Raw genomic sequence first — 24,619 nt, forward strand, 5'->3', positions numbered from 1 at the left:
CGTAATGTAGCTCTGATTTGGTTTTGTTTGTTTCTATCACTAAACATTCTTACCAAATTAACCTACGAATTTACGAGTAAGGAGCTAGTTTCGTTCATGATAACTCGTCGCAAGCTCCTGCGGGGTCTCACTCTGGCCACGCATCCCACGGGAGTCTCCGTGTATTCAGCCTGCTAAGTAAATGATCTCTATATTTTGATATACAATGAAGCACGAGGCAGGCTGAACGTATTTTCCACTTTTCTTCTAATATTAAATAGAAAAAAACCGCCTTTGGAGGGCGGTTTTAGTGTTTATGGAGTTTCAGTTTCTGTATCAGCTGCAACGTCCGTATTATTTACAAGTGAGCTATCGTTTCGTTCACCATATACGCCTAAGCGAAGGTGTTCTTGCAGGGTAGCTGAAATTTCCTGTACACTTTCTTGATCTAATTGATAATAATAAGTTGGTGTCCAAAGGTCAGAGCCTTTAAGATGGAAGCTTTCAATTCCTAATCTTTCACCAGAGATAGCATAATCATGTAACGCAATTAATTCACCGAATTTAAAGTTAGTTGTAATATTATCGCCAAGTGCGTCAATCACATTTCCGTATTTAGAAAGAGATTGTAAAGATGCTGCACGACTGATAATCGACTTCATAATAATCTGCTGACGCTTTCCGCGTTCGATATCACTATCAAGCTTACGTGTTCTTGCTAAGGCAAGAGCTTCTTCACCATTTAATAATTGGAATCCTTCTTCTAGCTGAATCGCATTTTTACGGTCACGGCTATCCATTTCACTAAAAGTGATTGGCACATCAACATAGATTCCATCAAGTGCTTCAACAACATCAATGAAAGCTTCGAAATTCATTTTAACGAAATAATCAACTGGAATATCAAATAACTCTTCAACTGTCTGAATCGTACTTTCTGTGCCTCTATAGTATGCATGATTGATTTTATCCTCTTTATCCATTGAAGGAATATAGACGAGAGAATCACGCGGGATGCTTACCATTTTAATTGATTTTTCTTTCTCATTTAATGTCGCAAGAATGAGGGCGTCTGTTCTTGTGGCGTTACCCATCTCACGCTTTTGACTATCATCGACACCCATAAATAGGATCGAAATGTTATCGTGTTTTGGATTAACAGCTTGTTCTCTTTTTTCTGATTTATCGCCACGCTCTAGACCTTCTTGAGACGTTTGTGCAGCTGAGGCTGCTTTATTTACTAAATACGTTGCATATAGGCCAATCCCAGTTCCAAGCACTAGTAGTGGGACAAGTATCCAAAGCAAAATTCTCCGACGACGACGCTTCTTCTTTATTACCTGTCTTTGATTTATAGCCATTCGATTTCTCCTCGTAACCATATTTTAAATATCTGTTTCTAAATAGACCTTTTCCCCAAGCTGAATGGTACACTGTCCATTCGTGAGCTCTGTCATCCATTCGGAAAATGCTTCTGTTTCTTCTTCTTTGACATATGTTTCTACTTCGACATCTTCGAGATAATGAATTTCCTTTAATTCATAAATAGAAGAACGAAGCTCATTCTCAACTTTTCCGAGCCAAGTATAGTCAATTTTTGTATGGGCAATTTGCATTAATTTTCGTTCTACTATTCCAGTTGCCTGTAGACCTTCAGAGGTTGCTTTTCCGTATGCGCGAATAAGCCCACCTGCTCCTAATTTTATGCCACCAAAGTACCTAGTAATGACAACAACCGTATCTTTTAAGTGCTTCTTTTTTAACACTTCTAGAATTGGAACACCAGCAGTACCACTCGGTTCACCATCGTCATTTGCTTTTTGAATCTGATCATGCTCACCAATCAAATAAGCGGAGCAATTGTGGTTGGCACTATGATGCTGTTTTTTAATTTCTTGAATAAAGCCCTGAGCCTCGGCCTCTGTTGAAACCCTTTTGACATAAGCGATAAATCGCGACTTTTGTATATTTATTTCATGTTCTCCATAGCCTTTTACGGTATAATAGGAAGAAAGCATTTCGTAAATACACCTCCAATGATATGGGGAATATTAACTTCATTAACAAAAGAACTCATTCCCCTATTATAAAACGACATAATTTTTACATCAATCATTTGTTTTTGCATAAACAAGAATAAATTGTAAAATAGTGAAGGATTCAAGATAAATATATCGTATTTTAGTAAGGTTGTTTTTGTATGGTTGCTTTTAAAAAGCCGCAGCATGAATACACTCCGCGTCCTGTGGGGTGTCTGGTGAGCCTCCTCGTCGCAGGCTCCTGCGGGGTCTCACTCTGGCCACGCATCCCACGGGAGTCTCCGTGTATTCATGCTGCTAGAATTTTAATCTTCAATAATTTATGTACATCAACTAACTTTTTATGAAATCGCCCTTTAGCAGGGAAACTTACCTATCAATTCTGGACTGGAAGTGAACGTATGCCGACAAAAAGAATGATTGATACAAAAGTAGTCGACAAAATTGTCGAAAAAATGATAAATACCGTTGATCATAGTAAGGATGAAATTTTTTTAATAGGAGAACATTCTAGGCAAGAGTTTGAAACGTTAGCCGAAGAGCTGAAAGAAATTAAAGTGCAGGTTCTTGCAGTGATTAGTGAAGGGGACAAGCTTGAGGTCCAAGCCCGCCTTGCTAGAAATAGGCTCTCTGAGGTAAGCGGCAATTTCAACGATTATTCTGAGGAACAAATACGAAGTGCTTATGAAAAAGCACATGACCTGCAAATGAAGTTATCAATCATGCAGCAAAAGGAAAAACAGTTAAGAGAAAGAAGAGACGATATTGAAAGGCGACTTCTTGGTGTCCAAGAAACGATAGAACGAGCAGAGCATCTAGTAGGTCAGATTTCTGTTGTTCTGAATTATTTAAACAGTGACTTGAGACAAATGGGTGAAATGCTTGAGAATGCCAAACAAAAGCAAGAGTTTGGCTTAAAGATTATCGAAGCCCAGGAAGAAGAGCGAAAACGACTGTCACGTGAGATTCATGATGGTCCTGCACAAATGCTAGCTAATGTGATGATGCGTTCCCAATTAATCGATAAGGTGTTTCGTGAGCGTGGACCAGAGGAAGGCTTCAAAGACATCGCCGACCTTCGAATAATGGTTCGTTCTGCTTTATATGAGGTTCGACGGATTATTTATGACTTAAGACCTATGGCGCTTGATGATTTAGGTTTAGTGCCTACCCTCAAAAAATACCTAGAGACCATCGAAGACTATAGCAATAGTGCAAAAATCTTATTTACGAATATGGGAGTAGAAAAAAGATTACCTGTGAAATATGAGGTTGCCCTTTTTAGACTTGTACAGGAAGGGGTACAGAATGCACTTAAACATTCGAATGCTACGGAGATTCTTGTGAAAATTGAAATTGCAAAAACGAATGTAACTGTTATAGTTAAGGATAATGGAAAAGGCTTTGACGTAAATGCAAAAAAACAAAATTCATTTGGGCTTATGGGAATGAGAGAGAGAGTAGAATTACTCGAAGGCCAGTTGAAGATTGAAACAAAAAAAGGTGCGGGTACGGTCATTATTATTCAAGTACCTTTGCAATTTTGAAAATAAAACTAAAGACATATTGACTACAATTATTTCAGTCGTCAGAATGAAATAAGGGAGGCGCGATCATGAAAACGAATATAATTATAATTGATGATCACCAACTATTCCGTGAAGGAGTAAAGAGGATCTTAGATTTTGAGGCAAGCTTTGAAGTAGTAGCAGAAGGTGATGACGGGGAAGATGCATTAGGACTTGTTGAGAAATATAAGCCAGATGTGGTCATTATGGATATCAATATGCCTACAATCAATGGGATCGAAGCAACGAAGCAATTAATTGAAGCGAACCCTGAAACAAAGGTCATCATTCTATCCATTCATGATGATGAAAGCTATGTCACGCATGCCCTAAAAACCGGTGCAAGTGGGTATTTATTAAAGGAGATGGATGCAGATTCTCTTGTTGAAGCTGTTAAAGTAGTAGCAGAAGGTGGCTCATACTTACATCCAAAGGTAACACATAATTTAGTCAAAGAATATCGTCGCCTTGCCTTACATGGGAATGGAAATGCAGCACTTACACAAGAAACAGAAATTCGTCGACCATTACATATTTTAACTCGTCGTGAGTGTGAAGTCCTTCAGCTTCTAGCAGACGGCAAAAGCAACCGTGGTGTTGGTGACGCACTCTATATAAGCGAAAAAACAGTTAAAAACCATGTTAGTAATATTTTACAAAAAATGAACGTGAATGACCGTACACAAGCGGTTGTTGTGGCCATCAAAAATGGATGGGTAGAAGTTCGATAACGACAAAACTTCATAACTACCTTCACAAAATAGGACAGGCTTCCGATAATATAAACGGATGACCTGTCCTTTTTTGGCAAATTAGGGCAAATTGGGGACGGTTCTTACACTTCCCTTCACGTAAATCAAACAAGGAGATACATTTTACTTTCTCGTTCAAATACCCACATGAATAAAATGTCGAAATTTTGAATATTTTCTGTGTTAAATAATATAAAATCAATTATAATAGTAATAATAACCTAGCCAATAATGGGTAGAGATTGATACTAAATGAGAATGGGAGGATGCAGCCTTATGAATATGAATACACTCGAGCCTTCTAATGAAATGCTGATTAATGAAATCATGCAATCCATTAATAGCGTCATTCCAGCTCAGCCAACCGTAAATACATCACAGGCTATCGATTTCACAAAGACCATTGAGTTAGGTGTTTCAGTCGAATTTACTGGTGATTTGAAAGGGAACCTATTTCTAAATGGTGAAAGAGAAACATTCTCAACGATTGCTGAAATGTTATATGGAATGAGACTTGATGGAGAAATGCTAACTTCCTTCACAGGTGAGGTAGGGAATATGATTGCTGGGAATTTATCAACGAATTTAACGAAATTCTCCTTAAAGACAGATATCACCTTCCCCGTGTTAATGGAAGAAAACGCAATTCAGCTTGAAGACAAACATCAGACGATTGGAATTGGGCTAAACTACGAAAGTAATGGTGCTCAACTGGATGTCGTTTTGCTATTAGCAAAGTAGGTAAAGAAGCGTAAGAACCGTCCCGGATTTGCCACCCTGCCCAAATATAGGAAAATGTGTGAACAAAAAGATGCATTTTCAATCATATTCATATAAAATGAAAAGAATAGACATAAATGACAATATAGTGGGCTATTTGTGAAGTCAATTCCCGAAAAATAAACGAAGAAACTTTTCAATAAGGATGGATAACGATATGAAGACGGCAATTGTAACTGATAGTACAGCTTACATACCGAAAGAGATACGAGATGATTTGCATATACATATGATTCCTCTAAGTGTAATTTTTGGCGATGAGGTGTATTCAGAGGAACTGGACATATCAGCGACTCAATTTTATGAGAAAATGAAAGACCAGGACGAGCTGCCGACAACCTCGCAGCCACCAGTAGGGAAATTTGTTGAGCTATTTGAACAATTAGCAAAAGACTATGATGCAATAATAAGTATTCATTTATCTAGTGGAATCAGCGGAACCTATCAAGGGGCAGTCACTGCTGGCAGTATGGTTGAAGATGTTCAGGTATTCGCATTTGATTCTGAAATTAGTACAATGATTCAAGGGTTTTACGCACTTGAAGCAGCGGAAATGGCCAAGCAGGAAATATCAGCTCAAGAAATCATGGAGCGACTAAATAAAATCAAAGAAACAAGCAGAGCTTATTTCATGGTTGATGACTTAACCAATCTACAAAGAGGCGGCCGTTTATCTGGCGCTCAAGCCTTTGTTGGAAGCCTTCTTCAAGTGAAACCGATTCTTCACTTTGTTGATAAAAAGATTGTACCTTTTGAGAAAATCCGTACTCGAAAAAAAGCAGTCAAACGTTTGTTTGAACTTTTCGACGAAGATGCGAGCAAAGGACAACCAATGAAGGCATCAATCATTCATGCAAATCGCTTAGAAGAAGCTGAGGAGCTTCTAGCAGAAATGAGTGAGAAATACCCTCATGTCGAATTTAACATTAGCTATTTTGGTCCAGTCATCGGTACTCACCTTGGTGAAGGTGCGATGGGATTAGGCTGGTATATGAAATAAATGTGTCAAGCGCTGTAGATGATTGCAGCGCTCTTTTTTTCGAGTAAAATAAAACCAGGAGGTGTAAAATGAGATTTATAAAAATAAACGAAATCATCATCCCTGAACCGCTGACCTCACCAGAGCACTCCTCACAACTTAAACCAATCAGTCATTACCCAGAACTCGAACATTCCACTAACCTTAATCCTACCTTTCACTTCGCACGTGAGCTTCAAGCCTATCTACAAGGAAAACAACTCCTTCTAGACGAAATTCCCTTCCCAATCGAAACCATCCAAGAGCATTATCAACATGGCTATATCAGCTATCGACCTGGACTCACCCATGGTACTCATCTTCACTGCTACCGCTGTGGAAATGAAGATCCGTTTCTATTTGCCTCATTCCCATGTGCTCGCTGCAAAACCGACTGCTTCTATTGTCGCAAATGCATAACGATGGGAAGGGTTAGCCAATGTACGCCAATGCTTTCTTGGATCGGCCCAGAAATCCAAATCACTCCTACAAACCAAGTTCTAGAATGGTCGGGTACCTTATCTGAAGCCCAACGCATAGCTTCAGATAAGGTAGTTCAAGCGATCCATGAACAACAAGAAATCCTTGTTTGGGCCGTATGTGGCGCAGGCAAAACAGAAGTGCTATTTCATGGAATCGAAGCAGCCATCCTGTCAGGAAAAAGGGTGTGTCTCGCCACACCAAGAACCGATGTTGTCATCGAGCTACTGCCACGGATGAAAGCAGCTTTCCCGAACATTGACGTCATTGCCCTATATGGTGGAAGTGAGGACCGTGAGAAATTTGCTCCCTTAACATTGTCAACGACCCACCAGCTGCTTCGATTTTATCAAGCCTTTGATGTGATGATCATTGATGAAGTCGATGCCTTCCCATATTCTTCAGAGCCAATGCTTGAATATGCCGTCCTTCAAGCGAAAAAACCATGTGCAAGTACGATCTTTCTATCCGCCACCCCAAGCTTGAACTGGCAACGCGAGGTGAAAAAGGGCAAACGCCAAGCAATTACAATTCCAGCAAGATACCATAAGCGTCCATTACCAGTCCCTGTGTTTAAATGGTGTGGCAATTGGCGAAAGCTTCTTCAGAAAAAACGAATTCCACCAATCATCAATCAATGGATTAATCAGCATTTAACAAGTAAAAAACAAGCATTCTTATTCGTACCCCATATCAAAGAAGCAACTGAGCTAGTACCAGTACTAAAAGCATTTGACCCACGAATTGAAGCCGTGTACTCAGAAGATCCCGAACGCAAGGAAAAAGTAGCAGCATTTAGAGGAGGAGAGATTCCCATTCTAATCACTACCACCATACTAGAACGCGGTGTCACCGTCCCAAATATTGATGTCGCTGTTCTTGGCGCAGAGGATTCCATTTTTACTGAAAGTGCACTTGTCCAAATCAGTGGTCGTGTTGGTCGAAGTGCAAGCTACACTACAGGTGACATTCACTTTTTTCATTATGGTAAAACGTCAGGTATGTTGGCCGCTAAACGACATATCGAGCGGATGAATCAGGAAGGCTATGAACGTAAACTATTGGAGAGTGATAAACGTTGACGAAATGCTTAATTTGTTTTGAACCATTTACAGATGAAAGATGGGGGACCTTGTTTTTAATCGGTGAGCCAAACAATATTTGCTCACAATGTAGGGAATCCTTTGAAAGAATAGAAGGCACGATCTGTCAAACTTGTGGTCGGCCCCTCGACGATCTGGCTAAGGAATATATTCACGGAGATCAATGTTATGACTGTGTTCGCTGGCTTGAAGACCCGAAGTGGGTACACACCCTCACAAGCAATCGATCAGTATACCGCTATAATGATTGGCTAAAGCAAGTCTTGTCTCAATACAAATTCAGAGGGGATCACAAGCTTGCTACCGTGTTTAAAAAAGACTTCATCAAAGCTTATAAATCGAATTTTTCTTCCTCATTTATATTAGTTCCAATCCCATTAAGCCAGGAACGATTATATGAACGTGGTTTCAACCAAGCACAAATTTTCGCGGAGTTCCTAGGTAAACCACAAGAACTATTAACAAGAGTCCATCATGAAAAACAATCAAAAAAATCGCGTGAACACCGAATTCATGCAGAAAATGTCTTCAGTCTTAAAGAAGGAAACGATTTAAAAGGGACCCATATTTTACTAATCGACGATATTTACACCACAGGCTCCACACTTAGACACGCAGCCGAAGTCCTTTTAACTGCAAATGCAACATCTGTTTCTTCATTAACATTAGTGAGATCATAAGTTTCTGTTAAAAAAATCGCAAATCAATCCGATATAAGAGGTAAGATGAACAAAGAGGAGAAATAAGTATGTCAGAATTAGCAAATTGCCCTAATTGTGGGGCTGTTTTTGTGAGAAATACGATCAGAGAGGTTTGCGAGACTTGTTATAAAAAAGAAGAAATACACTTCAAAACGGTGTATGAATTCATTCGAAAGAGAGAAAATCGCACAGCTACCATCCCTGAAGTAGTTGAAGCAACTGGGGTAGAAGAGGAATTGATTTACCGATTTATCCGAATTGGGAAGCTTCAGGTTGCTCAGTTTCCAAATATCGGATATCCTTGTAGCAAATGTGGCACATTAATACGAGAAGGAAAGCTTTGTGGCGATTGCACGGGCGGACTTCGCAAACAGATCTCACAGCTTGAGCGTGAAGATGAGCACAAGCGCAAGCTAAGTGAAATGAACAAAACGCAACGAACTTTTTACACGAACCGTTAAACAATTCGTGAAACCATCCGATATAATGGATAGGTACGAGTTCGGTAGGAAAGTGAGGAAGAAATCATGAAAATTAATCAAACCAATTTAACAGGAATTAATCCTTATAAAAAGCAAATAAACAAATTGGCTTCAACTGAAAAAACGGTTAAAACTGATAAAGTCGAAATTTCTTCCGCTGCAAAGCAACTTCAAGAAACGTCTGCTGTAACAGTTGCACGGCAAGAAAAAGTAGAAGCACTTAAGCAACAGGTTCAAAATGGGACTTATAAAGTAGATGCTGATAAAGTAGCAAAAAGCATCCTTAATTATTATTTCGAAGCATAAGTAATTGACGGATTGTTTAGGAGGGAAACGCATGTCAACAACAAAGATGATTGAGCTGTTAAAGAAGCTATATACATTACACGCTGCACTTCATCAGCTTGCAATCAAGAAAACAGAAATATTAAAGACCGGTGACATTCCGTCTCTTGATGAACATCTCAAGGAAGAACAAAAGTACATCCTAGCCATCCGTCAATTAGAAAATGAACGTATAGAGCTCATGAACCAAGAGTTTCACCGCCTTGGTATTCGTCATCAAGAGCAAACTTTAACAAGTTATATTGAAAAAACAAATGAACCAGAACGAACAACCTTAACACAGCTTCAGCAGGAATTCGTTGACAAAATCAATGAACTTAAAGCTCAAAATGAATTAAATCAACAATTAACCTCACAATCGTTACAGGTCGTCAACATGACCCTTGATACGATTTTACCTAAACCTAAGGAGCTTAATTATGGTAATCCATTAAATGCTCCAAAGGAACAAAATACACAAAGACGCTCAATGTTTGATTCACAAGCATAGAAGGAATGGAGGAATAACAACATGTCTACATTTTCAGGACTAGAAGTCGCGCGTCGTGGGATGGTCGCACAACAGAATGCACTATACACAACTGGACACAATATCTCAAATGCAAATACAGAAGGTTATACGCGTCAGCGAGTTAATTTCACAGCTACAACTCCATATCCGAATGCTTCTTTGAATCAAGCAAAGACAGCGGGACAAATGGGTACAGGTGTTGAAGCAGGTTCGATTCAACGTGTAAAAGAAAGCTTCCTAGATGTTCAATATCGTGGTGAAAATAGTAAACTAGGATACTGGAACTCTCGTGCAACAGGCTTAGATAAGATGGAACAGGTCATGAATGAACCATCTGAAAGTGGACTTGCAAAAACGATGGACCGCTTTTGGCAATCATTACAGGACTTAGCTGTTAACCCAGAGGATGCTGGTGCACGTTCGGTAGTGAGACAGCGTGGGTTAGCCGTAACTGAAACCTTCCAATATCTATCGAACTCGCTAAATGCAGTGAAAGATGATATCGGAAATGAAATCAATGTTTCCGTCAAAGCGATTAACTCAATCGCAACGCAAATCTCCAAAATTAATGAGCAAATCGCTGAAATTGAACCACATGGTTACTTGCCAAATGATTTATATGATGAGCGTGACCGTCTATTAGACCAGCTCTCTTCCTATGCAGAAATCAAAACAGATACGGTAAAAAGTGGTGGAAATGCACTTTCTATTGCTGAAGGTATGGTCAATGTATCGATCGTTGATAAAAATGGAAATGCTGTTTCACTAGTAAGTGGGAAAGAAGCAAAGACCTTATCGGTTTCACCAACTGAAGCAGGGACAGGCGTACCAACGGATCCAATTGATGGCGTGTCAATCGATGGAGTAGCAATCGAGCTGAAGGACACAGGAAGCTTAAAAGGCTTAATCAATACATTTGGGTATGTAGAAGGTGGCGAAGTCAAAGGCTTATACCCTGAAATGCTAGATCAGCTTGATCAAATCGCTTACTCATTTGCGACACAATTCAATGCGGTTCACTCTGAAGGATATACACTTGCAAGCTCAACTGATGCAAGTGTCTCAGGCAAGCAATTCTTTGCTGACCTTGGAACCGATTATAAAGGTGCAGCGCTTCGAATTGGCTTATCTGATGATATCCAAAATTTAAATAACATTGCAGCATCTACTCAATATAACGAAGCAGGAAACGGACAAAATAGTTTAAATCTAGCAGAAGTAAAGAACACGAACTTCGCTGCAGTAACTACTGCTGATGGTTCACCGTATCCAATCACTGCTGGAACGATTCAAGCATTCTATGAATCTGCGATTGGTAAAATGGCCGTAGATTCACAGGAAGCAACAAGATTGAAGCAAAACTCAGGAGTACTAAGAGATTCAGTTGAAATGAATCGTCAATCAGTGAGTGGCGTATCACTCGACGAAGAAATGACAAACATGATTAAATTTCAGCATGCCTACAATGCATCTGCTCGTAATTTAACAGTAATAGATGAAATGCTAGATACGATCATTAATCGTATGGGCGTTGTCGGAAGGTAGGGGATGAATAAATGCGCGTAACACAATCAATGCTAACAAATAATATGATGAAAAACCTAAGCAATAGCTACTCAAATATGGGTAAGCTACAGGATCAATTAGCAACAGGCAAAAAAATCACCAAGCCCTCCGATGACCCAGTAGTTGCGATTAAAGGAATGAGATACCGTACAGACCTCACCGAAATCGAGCAATACCAACGTAATTTATCAGAGGTATACAGCTGGATGGAGTCTAGTGATTCTGCTCTTGGAGATATGACAAGTGCTTTGCAACGTGTTAGAGAATTAACCGTTCAAGCAAGTAATGGATCAAACAACCCGGATGATTTAAAAAGTATTTCAGCCGAAATTGGTCAAATCAAAGATCATATTGCTAACATCGCCAATACGAAAATCGGAAATAAATATATCTTTAACGGTACGAATACAACGGAGGCACCGATTGACTTAAAAGCAACTCCACCAAAAACACTACCTGCAAATAGCAATCAGGTACTAATCGACGTATCAAAAGGTGTTAAGCTAAATACAAATGTAGACGGAGTTCAGTTGTTTCAGGGTAACGGTGAAAATGATATCTTCACTGAACTAGACAACTTGGTGAGTGCTTTAAATGATGGTAGTGGAGATATTTCAAGCTTCTTAACATCATTAGATGCTCATGCGGCAAATGTCACATCAGTCCGTGCGGATCTTGGTGCAAGATACAACCGAGTTGAATTAATCGATGACAGATTAAGCATGCAATCCATCATTGCGACACAGATCATTTCTGACAATGAAGATGCAGAGTTAGAAAAAGTCATCATCGACTTAACGACACAGGAAAGTGTGCATCGTGCAGCACTAGGAGTCGGCTCAAGAATTATTCAACCGTCATTATTGGACTTTTTAAGATAGTCTGTTTGTACAGAATGTCGCTTTAAAACCCGCAGTCTGAATACACTCCGCGTCCTGCGGGTGTCCGGTGAGCCTCCGTGTATTCAGTCTGCTAGGAATTTCATATACTATTCTGTATTGAAATTGAAAACTGTGAAAACAGTCATACGGTAAAAGAGCTATCTATTTTGATAGCTTTTTTTGATAGGAGGCATGAGAAAATGAATTTTCCACAAATACGCCTAGAGTCTCAATATGCAAAAATTCAATTGAATCGAACTCCTGCCGCGTTAAATATTGAACAAAAGCAAGCAGATGTTTCGATTCAGCAGCCGAAACCAGATTTACATATTGAAACAACTCCGTCAAGGCTAACCATTGATCAAACCGAAGCATGGGCAGATATGGACTTGAAGAGCATGTTTCGAAGAACGCGTGAAGAAGCAGATAAAGGCAGAAGTGATGTCATGGCAGGAATTGCACGAAGAGCTCAAGAGGGCATGGACCTCATGAAAATCGAACAAGGTGGAAACCCTATTCCCCAACATTCTAAGGTCAACAGCCAAAAGCCATTGAAGGAATTCAATATTGGTTGGATCCCGTCTCATTTTAGCGTGAAAACGAGTTATGAACCAAGTAAGGTGAATATTGATTGGAAGGTAAATAAACCGATGATTGATGTTCAAACAAATAAACCTACGATTGACTACACTCCTGGAAAAGTTGACGTTGAATTAGTTCAAAAAGAATCTCTTAAGGTAGATTTTGCTAATTTGAAGCATGTTGGGATAAACTATGAACAAGAAATATAGTGAGTAAGGTTGTGGGGATATGAATATCGAAACGAAATATCATGGACAAGTAACAATTGAGGAAAAAGAAATATTTACATTTGAACATGGCATTCCAGGATTTATTGATGAAACATCTTTTGTCTTATTACCATTTACAGAGGACAGTGTCTTTCAAATTTTGCAATCCGTCAAGTCACCTGAATTAGGATTTGCCTTAACAAATCCATTCATCTTTTTTACGGACTATGATATTGAACTACCAGACCATGTCGTTGATGAGTTAAAAATAGAAAGCGAACAAGATGTAGCGATCTATTCCATTTTAACTTTGCAAGATCCGTTCGAAAAAACCACATGTAACTTGCAGGCACCGATTGTATTAAATGTAACGAAGCGATTAGGAAGACAATTCATATTAAATGACACTGTGTATACAACCAGACATCAGCTAGTTCAAGAAAAGGTAAGATAGGAGGGTGAATCATGCTTGTATTAACGAGGAAAAAGAATGAATCCATTCAAATTGGAGACAACATTGAAATCACCGTCCTATCGATTAGTGGTGATCAGATTAAGCTTGGTATTAACGCACCGAAGAATGTAGAGATTCATCGTAAGGAAATTTATTTATCGATTCAGGATGAAAACAATCAGGCAACGAACGCCTCATTAGATTTGTTGACACAATTAAATGCGAAAATGAAATTGAAGCCCTGACAATTGTTGGGGTTGTTTTTTTGTTATAAAAGAGTAGCATTGAAAACCCGCAGGCTGAATACACTCCGCGCGGGGTCTCACTTTTGATCACGCATCCCACGGGAGTCTCCGTGTATTCATCCTGCTAAGTGTAGTTTCTCAACTTCTCCTATTTTATCTATTAAAATATTTTCTTAAAAAATCCTAAAAAAACTTTCAAAAACTATTAAACTAATTTAATAGCACTCCGATATATAGTATGTAAAGCAAATGGTTAATAAGGCGGCCGGCTTAGAGGCCATTTGTTATAAACGTTCCACAAGGATGTGGAATGAAAAAAACAACCCAATTTCAAGGAGGAAATATTAAAATGAGAATTAATCACAATATCGCGGCTCTTAACACACACCGCCAATTAAACAGTGCATCAAATGCACAATCAAAGTCTATGGAAAAATTATCTTCAGGTCTCAGAATTAACCGTGCTGGAGACGATGCAGCTGGTCTAGCAATCTCTGAAAAAATGCGTGGACAAATTCGTGGATTAGACCAAGCATCTAAAAACTCACAAGATGGTATCTCAATGATCCAAACTGCTGAAGGTGCATTAAACGAAACGCATGATATCTTACAACGTATGCGTGAACTAGCTACTCAAGCAGCTAACGATACAAACGTCGGAGTAGACCGTGAAGAAATTCAAAAGGAAATTAACCAACTTTCTTCAGAAATTAACCGTATCGGTAACACAACTGAATTCAATACACAAGGCCTTTTAAAAGGTGATGGTGGAATTGATTTGGCGAAAACTGGTATCGTAGAAAGTGCTACTGCAGCTGGGAATACTAATCATACACAAGCAACTGCTACAATTGAAATAACAACTGCTGCAACAGCTGGTAGCACTGTTTCATTTGATATTGGTGGGGAAAAGTTTAGTTTTGAAATTAGTTCAGATGATGCAGCTGATATAACTGCTGCAGGTACTGCAGCTGCAGCTGCTTCTCCGGTTGCAACTCCAGGTTCTCCAACACCTGCCGAAACTGCCGCTGCAGATGCTGCCGAAGCTCAAGCTCTATTAGAAGCTACAGCAAGCAAAATCAATACAGCTCTAAACGATTTCATTTCTAATAATGAAACATTAAAAGGACAATTTACTGCTAATGTATCTGGTGATACTGTAACTATTGCAGCAGTAAGTGGAAAAGACTTTGCTGGTTCTAAAGGAAGTATCTCACTTCCAACAGAAACAGGAGCAATTGCATTTACAGCTACTGCTGGAGTAGGTACAACTACAAATACAGCAGCAACTACAAATGTTGATTTTGGAAGTATCGTAAAAGAGAATACTGCAGGTAATGCAGTAGATAAAGCAGCTTCTGCAACAGCACTTACTGATTTAGTGGGTAAAGGCTTTGAAATTAACGGAACAAAAGTAGAGTTCTACAATGTAAATGATGGAGCATATAAAGGCGACGCGTTAGGTGTAGATATTAGTAAAGCATTGGATGCAGTTGCAGCAGCTAGTGGAGCTGCAATAGATAAATCAGCAGACACTAATGCAATTCAAGATGCATTTACTAAAGCAGTCGCTGACCAAATTGGTGATAAGATTTCTGGAGTTGAAATTACAGATGGAGCAGCTGGTGTTCTAACAGTAACTTCTACTGAAACTGGTCCAAACGCAAAACTAGAAATTAAAGATGGTGCTATAAAGAAAGATTTTGAAGCTACTTTCCAAGTTGGAGCAAACAAAGGACAAAGTATGTCTATCTCAATTGCTGACATGCGTTCAGAAGCTCTAGGAATTACAGGTAAAGCTGGTGATGCAGGTTTCACCGCTACAAACGCAGTAACAGATGGCACAGATAATACTACAAAAGAAGCTGCATTAGATGTATCGACACATTCTAGCGCTTCAGCTGCTATCGAAACTATTAACAAAGCTATTGAAACTGTATCAAGTGAACGTTCTAAACTTGGTGCATTCCAAAATCGTTTAGAACACACAATTAACAACTTGAACACATCTTCTGAAAATCTAACTGCTGCGGAATCTCGTATCCGTGACGTTGACATGGCGAAAGAAATGATGACTCAAACTAAGAATTCTATTCTTTCTCAAGCAGCACAAGCAATGTTGGCTCAATCTAATCAAATGCCTCAAGGAGTTCTACAACTCTTGAGATAATGATTAAAGGGCGTCTAGTTTGGTAACGAGCTAGAGGATAACTGGGTGAATTGCTGGAACTTCCTAAAGCTTCATCTACCACAACGTAACTGGAAACGGTATGCGTGAGGGTCTGAAAATGATGAGGATAGAACAATGGATAATCAGCAGCCAAGCTCCTGTGAGGAAACTCTGGAGAAGGTTCAACGACTAGAGAACACGGTCTAAGGCACAAGCTATGACTATGAATCTCGTAGGGCAGTAAAAATAACTGTTCGAAGTGCCCAGCCCCTAGAAAATTAGGGTGAAGATATAGTCTATTCTGTCATCGAAAGAGACAGTCGCAAAGCAAGCGAACCAACAACCACAAGGAGTTCTTCAACTTCTTCGTTAATTTTAAAAATAAGATGGTCTTCGTTTATAGAAGACCATCTTTTCTTATTTCTTTTAATTTATATACAATTGACCAGTAGGAACGATTTAGAGCAAGTGCAATCTCTTTATCTTTCATACCACTATTTTTCATTGAGATTAATTGTTGAATATCTGAGTCAGTATAATTTTTATGGCGATCATAATGAGATGCTATTACTTGATATGTAGGATGTTGATTAATTAAGATTATGGATTCTTCTTTAAGTCTCCAAGTCCAGTTTGTTTTATAATACATGCTAGGACAAGTCCTAACATACTCAGTAATTATATTTAAATATGAGTAAGTATCCTTTGTGGAAGTTAATCTAAGAATATGGCCAAATCCATCTTTGCGTTTATTTAGTGAAAAGGATATACCAAATACTTGGAAGATATGAGATTTTAAAATTTGAAGTTCATCATAGGTGTAATTTTGTAGGTATAAATTAATATTTGGAGTTAAGTAGATGCTCTTTTTTAGATGATTATGCCTTTTTGAGATAGAAAGAGTCCCATCATCCATATAAATAATTGCCAGAAACATTGGAGAATTAATATATTTTAGTAAATCAATTGGTAGTTGTTTTCTCCCTTCTTTATTGTAAAAGTAAGGGTACAGTTCTGTGAAGAGTGGAAGAGATCGGGTTCGAAGGGTGTTACTTTTGGCAGTGATATAAAATAAGTCGGGAATTAAAGACATTTTCCATTCTCGATATTTAATTTGTCCCATGCCAAAGTGTTCTCTATAGCTATTGTTTTTTCTTCTGCTTCCTTTATAGATTTTGGTTATTTCACCATCGCCCATAATACTAGCGATTAATATATTTTTTTGTATATTTGTTAATTGATCAAAGTGATCCATTTCTTAATTTTCCCTCCTTTAAACAGAACATTTGTTCTGTGTTATTGTATCATATCTATTAAGAATAAACAAAGACTCATCAGTAAATGGTAATGAATTCTCTCTTCATTTAGGAGGTATCTAATTGAACAATGAAGATGTGCAACTAAAACAATTCCTAGAAGAACAGCTAGAATGGTGTAAGCAGCAAGATCTTATTTTAGAAAAAATAGAAGAAAAGCTATTTGAAATGAAGTGTATTGCTGAATATGTTTCAGAACATGTGCTATCCTCCTCAGAAATGAGTCGCCTTAATCGCCAGCTCCAGGAATTGAAATGTAAGGCAGATGCGCTTGAGAAACTACTACGGACGGAATTTCATTAATCAAACAATAGAGCAGCCAAGTGTGGTTGTTCTTTTTTTTGCAGTTAATACCTAAAATAATCACAAAAACAGTGAAAATATCTTCAATTCTTACCGATATAACTACTAGAAATCATGTTATCGGGAGGAAACAACATGTCGGTCAATCAAATATCAGGTCAAGGAATCAATCCAAGAGTGGAGCAGCAAAGAGATTTTACAAATAAAACAACAGATATTGCTAGAGAATTTTTGAGCCAGGTTCAGGCACAACCAGCGGTTTCTAATAAACCAGTGTCAAAGACTGATATGGAAGACATTGTGAATAACATGAACAAAATATTGGAATCTAGTCATACAGCCCTCAAGTTTGAGTTACATGAAGAACTTCAGGAGTATTACGTGACGATAGTCGATGATGTAACACAAGAAGTAGTGAAAGAAATCCCTTCAAAAAAGATGCTAGATATATATGCAGCGATGACAGAGTTCGTCGGGCTCGTGGTAGATAAAAAGATTTAGGCGGTGAGAGCATGAATATGAGAATTGGTGGATTAGCCAGTGGTATGGATACGGACCAAATGGTCAAGGATTTAATGAAAGCCGAACGTATGCCATTAAATAAGCTTCAGCAACAAAGACAATACCTTGAATGGCAACGAAATGACTTTCGGGAATTAAATGCTAAGCTGTTAGAATTTGATCAACTTATTTTTAACGGAATTGCTAGACAAGCTTCATTCACAGCAAAGACGGTTACTAGTTCAAATTCTAGTGCAGTAACGGTTAAAAATGTGAATTCAACAAATGATATTGCAGCAACGATTAAGGTTCGTGAGCTTGCAAGTGCGGCAACAATGCATTCAAAGGAAAGTGTTGGAATTGATCCGACAAAAAAATTCAGTGAACTCTTTGGAACAGAGGCACCAATTGGTGAAGAAATCAAAGTCTTAGCGATTGGTACAGATGGAAAGTTACAGAATGAAGCTGATGTGAAAGCGATCAAAATCACTGGTGATGATACGCTGGACTCTGTTTTAACGAAGATCAATAGTCAGTTCGGTGTTTCAGCTTTTTACGATGAAATGACAGGGAAAATCTCGATTACGGCAAAAAACACAGGGGATGCTGCCCTTGATGGAACAGATAACCCTGAAATTGCATTAGTTGGTGATTTCTTTACTAATACATTGAAGCTAGATAGCAATAATATCGAAGCAGCAAGTAATAATGTGGGCTCACTTGGAAAAAATGCGAGCTTTGAGTACAACGGACTTCTTACTTCAAGAAGTACCAACACATTTAGAATCAACGGCTATGAATACTCGCTAAAACAAACGACTGAAATTCCAGGCTCAGATCCGCAGGCATTTAGTGGTGTCACGTTTTCTTCAACAACTGATACAGATACCATTTTTAACACGATTAAAACGTTTGTTGACAAGTACAATGAACTTATTGCATCTGTTAACTCAAAAGTTTCAGAAGGCCCTAACAGAAGCTATAAGCCTTTAACAGACGAAGAAAAAGAAGCACTATCTGAGAAACAAATTGAGCAATGGGAAGAACAGGCTAAAAAAGGAACTCTATACAGAGACCAAGCATTATCTAGCAGTCTTGAAAAAATGAGAACGTCCTTGTATACAACTGTTGCAGGTACGTCTAGTTTTAATGCGTTATCTCAAATTGGAATTACAACCTCATCAAATTACCTAGATAAAGGGAAGCTAGTGATTGATGAAACAAAGCTGAGAGAAGCTATTTCTAGTAATCCTAATGGTGTATATGAGCTTTTTCAAAAGGATGGCGCGACTTCTAGTGACCAGGGGTTAGCTCGAAGACTGAGATCCACTCTGAAGGATACGATGGCTAATATTGATGCGAAGGCTGGTAAGGCAACTTCAACAAATGGTAATTTCGCGATTGGTCGAAATCTAAACAATATTAACAATCAGATATCAAGCTTTGAGAGAAGATTAATTCAAATCGAGGACCGCTATTGGAAGCAGTTCACGGCGATGGAAAAAGCGTTACAACAATCGAATAATCAATATTCATATCTCATGCAGCAGTTCGGCACTGGCATGTAAATAAAAGGAGTGAATGAGCAACATGGCAATTAGCAATCCGTACCAACAATATCAAACCAATGCAGCTACTACCGCTTCACCTGGTGAATTGACACTAATGCTTTATAATGGCTGCTTAAAATTCATTCATCTTGCAGGAAAAGCAATCGAAGAAGGCAATATTGAAGAACGCAACACGAACATCCAAAAAGCACAAAATATCATCAGAGAATTCATGGTCACTTTAAATATGGATATCGAAATCTCTAAAAGCTTGATGAGTATGTATGATTACATGAATCGCCGCCTTATGGATGCAAATTTGAAGAATGACTTAGAGATTCTTAAAGAAGTAGAAGGATATGTTGTTGACTTCCGTAACACCTGGAAGGAAGCAATCCAGATAAATAAACAAGCGAAGCCAATGCAGGGTGGCAGAGCATAGTGAGTGTTCAAGCGCTCTATAAGGTCACAAAGCAGCTGGTAGAACTACTAGAGAAATCTGTGCCAAAACAAGAACGTGATGATCATATTGTTCAAATCGAAAAACACTTAGAGGCACGCGAATTGATCATGGAGCAACTAAAACCTCCATACACAGATGAAGAAATGCGCCTAGGTAGAGCAATGATTGAAGCTCAGAAGCTGATTAATGAGAAACTGAAAACGATGAAGTCTCAAATCCAGCTCGATATCAATCAACTAAACAAAACAAAAGAATCAAATAACAAATATACCAACCCTTATCAATCAGTATCAAATGGGGACGGCATGTTCTTTGATCGAAAGAAATAATTGGGGACGGTTCTTGCGCTTCTTTTTTAACGAAGCGCAAGAACCGTCTTTTTATTTTGCAACTTTGAATGTTCATTTTCGTCTAATTGAAAAAAAACGACTGGAGCATACACATGATGAGAAATATATTTTTTTCTATAGCTTCATTTTAAATATTAGTGGGTTGTCAATCTGACTTTGAGCCCTCGACTAGCATGGGAAAACTAAACTCTGAAATACATTCAGAAGCAGCTACAAAAATAACATCTGAAGCGACAATTACAAAGGTCAGTATTAAAAAGATAGGAGAGAGCGACATTACTGTTTTTGAAGAAGAGGAAGTCCTCGAAACGTTTACACACTTATTATCAAGTGCTGTAAAAGAAGAGGGGATAGTGAATATGGCAAATCCAGAATATCATCTAGAGATTGTCGATGCAAATGAAGATACTTATCGTTATTATTTGTGGATTGGTGAAAGTGGGGAAAGAACTACGTTAATGTGGGGTGAAGACACTCATACAATCTATACTGTATCGCAAGATTTTACTGATCAGTTCATTGATTTCGTAAAGTAAACTAAAAGAGGAGGGTTCTTCGCTTCGAAAGAAGTGTAAGAACCGTCCCTAAATCACCTAACGACATCGCTAAGCTTTATTTCGCGATTTTTTCGTAAATCGATATACTCATCGCCCTTTATGATTAAAGGTTGATGAGGTTCATCATCATGAATAAAGATAATTTCGCCATGGTCACCTGTGTTCAAAATGACTTCCTTACGTAGGTATTGTCTCATTAGATATTTGACGAAAGGAAAGACGACAGCAGGATTTAGTTTGTTGTTACGTGCTTCCTCAACTAGAATATTGATTCCGACGAAATCAGGTTTTCTTGCTTGATACACTCGATCAGATGAGATTGCATCAAACGTATCAGCAACTGAAAGAATTTGGACAAGAAAAGGGATATCCTTTTCTTTCACCTTATTCGGATATCCACTTCCATCAATTCGTTCGTGGTGGAGAAGAGCTGCGGCTGGAATATGAAGGTCAATGTCCTCTACTTTTTTAAGGATTTGATATCCGTAAATCGTATGTTTAGTGATTTCTTTCCATTCATGTTGAGTGAGTTTCCCTGGCTTATTAATGATATCTGGGTTCACCATAGTTTTACCAATGTCGTGTAAGAGCCCCATCTTACCAAGTAATGATATTTCTTGCTCTGTGCGGCCTAATAATTTCCCGATCACCGCACTGATCATTCCCACATTAATGCTGTGCCGATACGTATACTCATCATATGATTTTATTCCGTGCAAATAATTAATCGAGTCACTATGATCAAGAGCCTGATCAATGAGGGGCTGATAGGCAGTTATAAGTTCTTTAATCGGTGGACTGTTATTCAAATTAATGTGTTGAAATAGACTTTTTATCTCAGCTAAGTTTTCATCATAAAGCTTTTGTATAGTATTAATTAATTTGTTATTATCCCTGTAATCTTCAATCTCGATTTTTGTTCCAAATTTATAGTTATGCAAAAGAACAATATGAGTTTCTGTAAGGGCTGTTCCTTTTTTTAGCAGTAATATCCCTTGATCAGAATAGATATCTTGTCCTAATGTTTGTCCAACTAGTTCAAATGAAATTTCGAAGCTATTTGTCATCATAAAAAATGCTCTCCAATACTTGCATTGTAATGGGTTGATAATTCTATTTATTATATCGGCATATTTCGTAAACTTTGTAACTTATTAACAAAAGTTTTTTTATTTTGTAAGAGTTATACAGGACTATATTCCTATTTTACACTGATTGAAGCTTAAAGTAAAAGTTGAAATTGTTGAAAAACTTTCTAAAATACTACCAATAAAAACGCTTCCTCATTGATATACTTATATGAGAGTAATTAATTTGGTTAAACCCATGACTTTATTAATTGTCACAATCTTGTAACAATTATTTTGTGGTTTAAGAAGGAATTAAGGCGGGTATTGTAGAATTAGTAGTCATAGTCAAAAATAAAGTGAGCAATCTTCATTCACTACTTGGCTACTGCTCTTGGTTAATTTAATCAATCAAGAGGCAATGCATGGTTTTGACTAATTCAAAAGATTGGTCGAATGAAAAGGAGGAGTTCATGTATGAAATACAACGTCCGCGGTGAAAACATTGAGGTAACTCCAGCATTACGAGAGTATGTTGAGAAGAAGCTAAGTAAGTTAGAACGCTATTTTGACGGTACTCCCGATGCAAATGTTCATGTGAATTTAAAAGTGTATAATGACAAGCAACGAAAAATAGAGGTTACAATTCCAATGACTCAATTAGTGCTAAGAGCTGAGGAATCTCATGAAGATATGTATGCTGCCATTGATTTAGTCGTGGATAAGCTTGAACGACAAATTCGTAAACATAAAACAAAAGTAAATCGTAAATTACGTGAGCAAGGCTCAATCCATTCATTATTCTCAAATGGCGATAGCAAAACAGCTGTTAAAGAGCCTGAGCTTGATACAGATGAGTTTGAATTAGTCCGTACAAAGCGTTTTAATTTGAAGCCGATGGATAGTGAAGAGGCGATTCTACAAATGAACATGCTTGGCCACAGCTTCTTCGTTTATACAAATGCTGAAACAAATACAACCAATGTTGTGTACCGCCGAAACGATGGCCGCTACGGAATCATCGAACCAAACTAATAACAAAACTGGAGGACTTGAGTGTATGCTCAAGTCCTTTACTGTGTTTTACATATTGTTAGCAATGTACTTCGTTTGGTATCTAGCTCCAGGGACATCGGACGAGCCCCTTGCACTTTTTTTAATAAACATCAAATAAAAGGCTGTAATAGTCTTTTGTTTTTTTCGTTGTGGTATTTTTTACAGGGTGATCTTTTTGATATTGTGCAATTGGAAATGATGCTAGAATCAGAACAGAACCGCATAACAAAATGATGCATACAAGACCTATCAAAACAACCATATGACCCACTCCTTTAGCCTTTTGGATATGTTCAAGATGATTGTAAATGATGAAACGCATTTCATATCAAGCATAAATTTGATTTTTCATGAAGGAGTTTCAAGAAATGGCAAATATTAAGGATATCGCAAAGAAAGCGGGAGTATCAGTGACAACCGTTTCCCGCGTATTAAATCAACATCCATACGTGAGTGAAGAGAAAAGGAAAGCCGTGATTCGAGCAATTGAAGAAACGAATTATCAACGAAATCTAAATGCCGTTCATTTGAGTAAAGGGGAAACATTCCTGATTGGGGTGGTGATTCCGTACACAAATCATCCTTATTTCGGCTTGCTCGTTGAAGGGATGGCAAATGAAGCGGTGAAGAACAATTACAAGCTAGTACTATTTCAAACAAATTATGAAGAGAATAGAGAAATCGAAGCATTGCGGATGTTGCAGCACAAGCAACTAGATGCGGTCATCATTGGCTCAAGGAGCTGTAGCTGGGAAGTCATTGATGAGTATATTCAATATGGGCCAATTGTTCTTTGTGAAGATTCAAGAGGACGGAGTGTATCGTCAACATTCATTGACCATTATGAAACCTTTAGCAATGCTTTAGATTATTTACATACAAAGGGGCATCAAAGAATAGGATATACGATTGGACGAAAATCAGGGACAAGCAGTAGACAGAGAGCCAATGCGTATCATGATTTTCTGAAAAAGATGAATGAACCATTCAATCCAAATTACATATTTGATCAATGTCTTCAATTTGAGGACGGGGTAAAGGTGGTCGAGCAATTAACAAGGATGGAGAAACCACCAACTGCATTGCTAGTAACAAGTGACATCCTTGCTGCTGGGATTATTACCTATGCACATGAAAAGGGAATATCCATCCCTGATGACCTTGCTATCATAGGGTTTGATAACCAACCCATCGCCAAAATCATGCACATCACAACCCTTGAAATCCCATTAGTAGAAATCGGAAGAAAGCTGTTTCTACAAGCCATCAACCGTACCGAGCAATCTCACGAACAAATCAATGTCACATTAATAGAACGCCAAACTGTCTGAGGTGCCTTCCACCAAAGCTGGACAAATCTAGTCTCATAATTGGTGCCAGGCACCACAAGTGGGTCAAATGATGTCCCACATAAGGCGTAGATTTTATAAAAATTTTACCCCATGAGAGATTAGTGATAAAATGGTTAATATTAATAAAATTAATTAAAAAATGACTGTTTTCACAAAGTTTGTTGTTTATAAGACATCCATAAAAAAATGAGGTCTAGCAGACTGAAAACACGTAGACTCCCGCGGGATTAGTGGCCAAA

28 protein-coding genes are annotated in these 24,619 nt (G+C 38.2%); 23 read left to right on the forward strand and 5 right to left on the reverse strand.

The genetic code is table 11. From position 1 onward, the window contains the following. Positions 1–293: 293 nt before the first annotated feature. Positions 294–1,340, reverse strand: a complete 1,047-nt coding sequence (locus F7888_RS20920) for an LCP family protein (RefSeq protein ID WP_191783082.1) — start codon at positions 1,338–1,340, stop codon at positions 294–296. Positions 1,341–1,364: 24 nt separating this feature from the next. Next, positions 1,365–1,997, reverse strand: coding sequence for a YigZ family protein (locus F7888_RS20925; RefSeq protein WP_191783083.1), 633 nt, complete (start codon positions 1,995–1,997; stop codon positions 1,365–1,367). A 422-nt stretch (positions 1,998–2,419) separates the two neighbouring features. On the opposite strand from F7888_RS20925, the gene F7888_RS20930 reads away from it, so the two are divergent. From F7888_RS20930 to F7888_RS21000, 15 genes are all read left to right on the forward strand, one after another. Then, positions 2,420–3,565 (forward strand): sensor histidine kinase, encoded by a 1,146-nt coding sequence (locus tag F7888_RS20930; protein WP_191783085.1) that lies wholly within the window; start codon positions 2,420–2,422, stop codon positions 3,563–3,565. A gap of 65 nt (positions 3,566–3,630) precedes the next feature. Next, positions 3,631–4,317, forward strand: a complete 687-nt coding sequence (locus F7888_RS20935; RefSeq protein ID WP_191783149.1) for a response regulator — start codon at positions 3,631–3,633, stop codon at positions 4,315–4,317. 297 nt (positions 4,318–4,614) lie between these two features. Next, entirely contained in the window at positions 4,615–5,079 is a 465-nt protein-coding gene (locus F7888_RS20940; RefSeq protein WP_191783087.1) for a chemotaxis protein CheX, read from the forward strand. 196 nt (positions 5,080–5,275) lie between these two features. Next, entirely contained in the window at positions 5,276–6,118 is an 843-nt protein-coding gene (locus tag F7888_RS20945) for a DegV family protein (protein WP_191783088.1), read from the forward strand. Between the two features lie 68 nt (positions 6,119–6,186). Continuing rightward, the gene (locus F7888_RS20950) at positions 6,187–7,698 is read left to right on the forward strand and encodes a DEAD/DEAH box helicase (protein ID WP_191783090.1); all 1,512 of its coding nucleotides are present in this window, start codon (positions 6,187–6,189) and stop codon (positions 7,696–7,698) included. Then, complete coding sequence (locus F7888_RS20955) at positions 7,695–8,399, forward strand: ComF family protein (protein ID WP_191783093.1); 705 nt, start codon at positions 7,695–7,697, stop codon at positions 8,397–8,399. The genes F7888_RS20950 and F7888_RS20955 overlap by 4 nt, the downstream gene beginning before the upstream one ends. Positions 8,400–8,467: 68 nt before the next feature. After that, positions 8,468–8,881 (forward strand): TIGR03826 family flagellar region protein, encoded by a 414-nt coding sequence (locus F7888_RS20960; RefSeq protein WP_191783095.1) that lies wholly within the window; start codon positions 8,468–8,470, stop codon positions 8,879–8,881. 66 nt (positions 8,882–8,947) lie between these two features. Continuing rightward, complete coding sequence (gene flgM, locus F7888_RS20965) at positions 8,948–9,208, forward strand: flagellar biosynthesis anti-sigma factor FlgM (RefSeq protein WP_191783097.1); 261 nt, start codon at positions 8,948–8,950, stop codon at positions 9,206–9,208. A gap of 31 nt (positions 9,209–9,239) precedes the next feature. Next, on the forward strand, positions 9,240–9,737 hold the full coding sequence (locus F7888_RS20970; protein ID WP_191783099.1) for a flagellar protein FlgN: 498 nt from the start codon (positions 9,240–9,242) through the stop codon (positions 9,735–9,737). A 21-nt stretch (positions 9,738–9,758) separates the two neighbouring features. Next, positions 9,759–11,303, forward strand: a complete 1,545-nt coding sequence (flgK, locus tag F7888_RS20975; protein ID WP_191783101.1) for a flagellar hook-associated protein FlgK — start codon at positions 9,759–9,761, stop codon at positions 11,301–11,303. An 11-nt stretch (positions 11,304–11,314) separates the two neighbouring features. Further along, complete coding sequence (flgL, locus tag F7888_RS20980; RefSeq protein WP_191783103.1) at positions 11,315–12,205, forward strand: flagellar hook-associated protein FlgL; 891 nt, start codon at positions 11,315–11,317, stop codon at positions 12,203–12,205. A gap of 200 nt (positions 12,206–12,405) precedes the next feature. Next, positions 12,406–12,996 (forward strand): DUF6470 family protein, encoded by a 591-nt coding sequence (locus F7888_RS20985; protein WP_191783105.1) that lies wholly within the window; start codon positions 12,406–12,408, stop codon positions 12,994–12,996. A gap of 19 nt (positions 12,997–13,015) precedes the next feature. Continuing rightward, the gene (gene fliW, locus F7888_RS20990) at positions 13,016–13,450 is read left to right on the forward strand and encodes a flagellar assembly protein FliW (RefSeq protein WP_191783107.1); all 435 of its coding nucleotides are present in this window, start codon (positions 13,016–13,018) and stop codon (positions 13,448–13,450) included. Between the two features lie 11 nt (positions 13,451–13,461). Continuing rightward, entirely contained in the window at positions 13,462–13,695 is a 234-nt protein-coding gene (gene csrA / locus F7888_RS20995) for a carbon storage regulator CsrA (RefSeq protein ID WP_191783109.1), read from the forward strand. A 349-nt stretch (positions 13,696–14,044) separates the two neighbouring features. After that, positions 14,045–15,865 (forward strand): flagellin N-terminal helical domain-containing protein, encoded by a 1,821-nt coding sequence (locus F7888_RS21000; protein ID WP_191783111.1) that lies wholly within the window; start codon positions 14,045–14,047, stop codon positions 15,863–15,865. A 397-nt stretch (positions 15,866–16,262) separates the two neighbouring features. Here the strand turns inward: F7888_RS21000 and F7888_RS21005 are convergent, their stop codons facing one another. Continuing rightward, a complete protein-coding gene (locus tag F7888_RS21005; RefSeq protein ID WP_191783113.1) occupies positions 16,263–17,120 on the reverse strand; it encodes a DNA endonuclease in 858 nt (285 codons plus the stop codon). A gap of 124 nt (positions 17,121–17,244) precedes the next feature. Here F7888_RS21005 and F7888_RS21010 point away from each other — a divergent pair, with 124 nt between their 5' ends. The 6 genes from F7888_RS21010 to F7888_RS21035 all read left to right on the forward strand — a co-directional run bounded on the left by F7888_RS21010 (position 17,245) and on the right by F7888_RS21035 (position 20,884). Next, positions 17,245–17,484: a hypothetical protein gene (locus tag F7888_RS21010; protein WP_191783115.1), complete on the forward strand. Its 240-nt coding sequence runs from the start codon at positions 17,245–17,247 to the stop codon at positions 17,482–17,484. A 135-nt stretch (positions 17,485–17,619) separates the two neighbouring features. Then, positions 17,620–17,985 carry a flagellar protein FlaG gene (flaG, locus tag F7888_RS21015; protein ID WP_191783117.1) on the forward strand — a complete coding sequence of 122 codons (366 nt, stop codon included), beginning with the start codon at positions 17,620–17,622 and terminating at the stop codon, positions 17,983–17,985. 11 nt (positions 17,986–17,996) lie between these two features. Further along, the gene (locus tag F7888_RS21020) at positions 17,997–19,553 is read left to right on the forward strand and encodes a flagellar hook-associated protein 2 (RefSeq protein ID WP_318246339.1); all 1,557 of its coding nucleotides are present in this window, start codon (positions 17,997–17,999) and stop codon (positions 19,551–19,553) included. A gap of 22 nt (positions 19,554–19,575) precedes the next feature. Next, positions 19,576–19,977 (forward strand): flagellar export chaperone FliS, encoded by a 402-nt coding sequence (gene fliS / locus F7888_RS21025; RefSeq protein WP_191783119.1) that lies wholly within the window; start codon positions 19,576–19,578, stop codon positions 19,975–19,977. Beyond that, complete coding sequence (locus tag F7888_RS21030; protein WP_191783121.1) at positions 19,977–20,327, forward strand: flagellar protein FliT; 351 nt, start codon at positions 19,977–19,979, stop codon at positions 20,325–20,327. The genes fliS and F7888_RS21030 overlap by 1 nt, the downstream gene beginning before the upstream one ends. Before the next feature lie 194 nt (positions 20,328–20,521). Beyond that, on the forward strand, positions 20,522–20,884 hold the full coding sequence (locus tag F7888_RS21035; protein WP_191783123.1) for a hypothetical protein: 363 nt from the start codon (positions 20,522–20,524) through the stop codon (positions 20,882–20,884). A gap of 53 nt (positions 20,885–20,937) precedes the next feature. Here F7888_RS21035 and F7888_RS21040 read toward each other — a convergent pair whose 3' ends face one another. Continuing rightward, entirely contained in the window at positions 20,938–21,975 is a 1,038-nt protein-coding gene (locus tag F7888_RS21040) for an HD-GYP domain-containing protein (protein ID WP_191783125.1), read from the reverse strand. 474 nt (positions 21,976–22,449) lie between these two features. Here F7888_RS21040 and hpf point away from each other — a divergent pair, with 474 nt between their 5' ends. Further along, positions 22,450–23,007 (forward strand): ribosome hibernation-promoting factor, HPF/YfiA family, encoded by a 558-nt coding sequence (gene hpf / locus F7888_RS21045; protein WP_191783127.1) that lies wholly within the window; start codon positions 22,450–22,452, stop codon positions 23,005–23,007. 121 nt (positions 23,008–23,128) lie between these two features. Here the strand turns inward: hpf and F7888_RS21050 are convergent, their stop codons facing one another. Next, a complete protein-coding gene (locus tag F7888_RS21050) occupies positions 23,129–23,290 on the reverse strand; it encodes a hypothetical protein (RefSeq protein ID WP_191783129.1) in 162 nt (53 codons plus the stop codon). 106 nt (positions 23,291–23,396) lie between these two features. Here F7888_RS21050 and F7888_RS21055 point away from each other — a divergent pair, with 106 nt between their 5' ends. Further along, positions 23,397–24,359 (forward strand): LacI family DNA-binding transcriptional regulator, encoded by a 963-nt coding sequence (locus F7888_RS21055; RefSeq protein WP_191783131.1) that lies wholly within the window; start codon positions 23,397–23,399, stop codon positions 24,357–24,359. Positions 24,360–24,619: the final 260 nt, after the last annotated feature.

It is taken from the genome of Litchfieldia stipae, from assembly GCF_014837155.1.
Lineage (GTDB): Bacteria > Bacillota > Bacilli > Bacillales > Bacillaceae_L > Litchfieldia.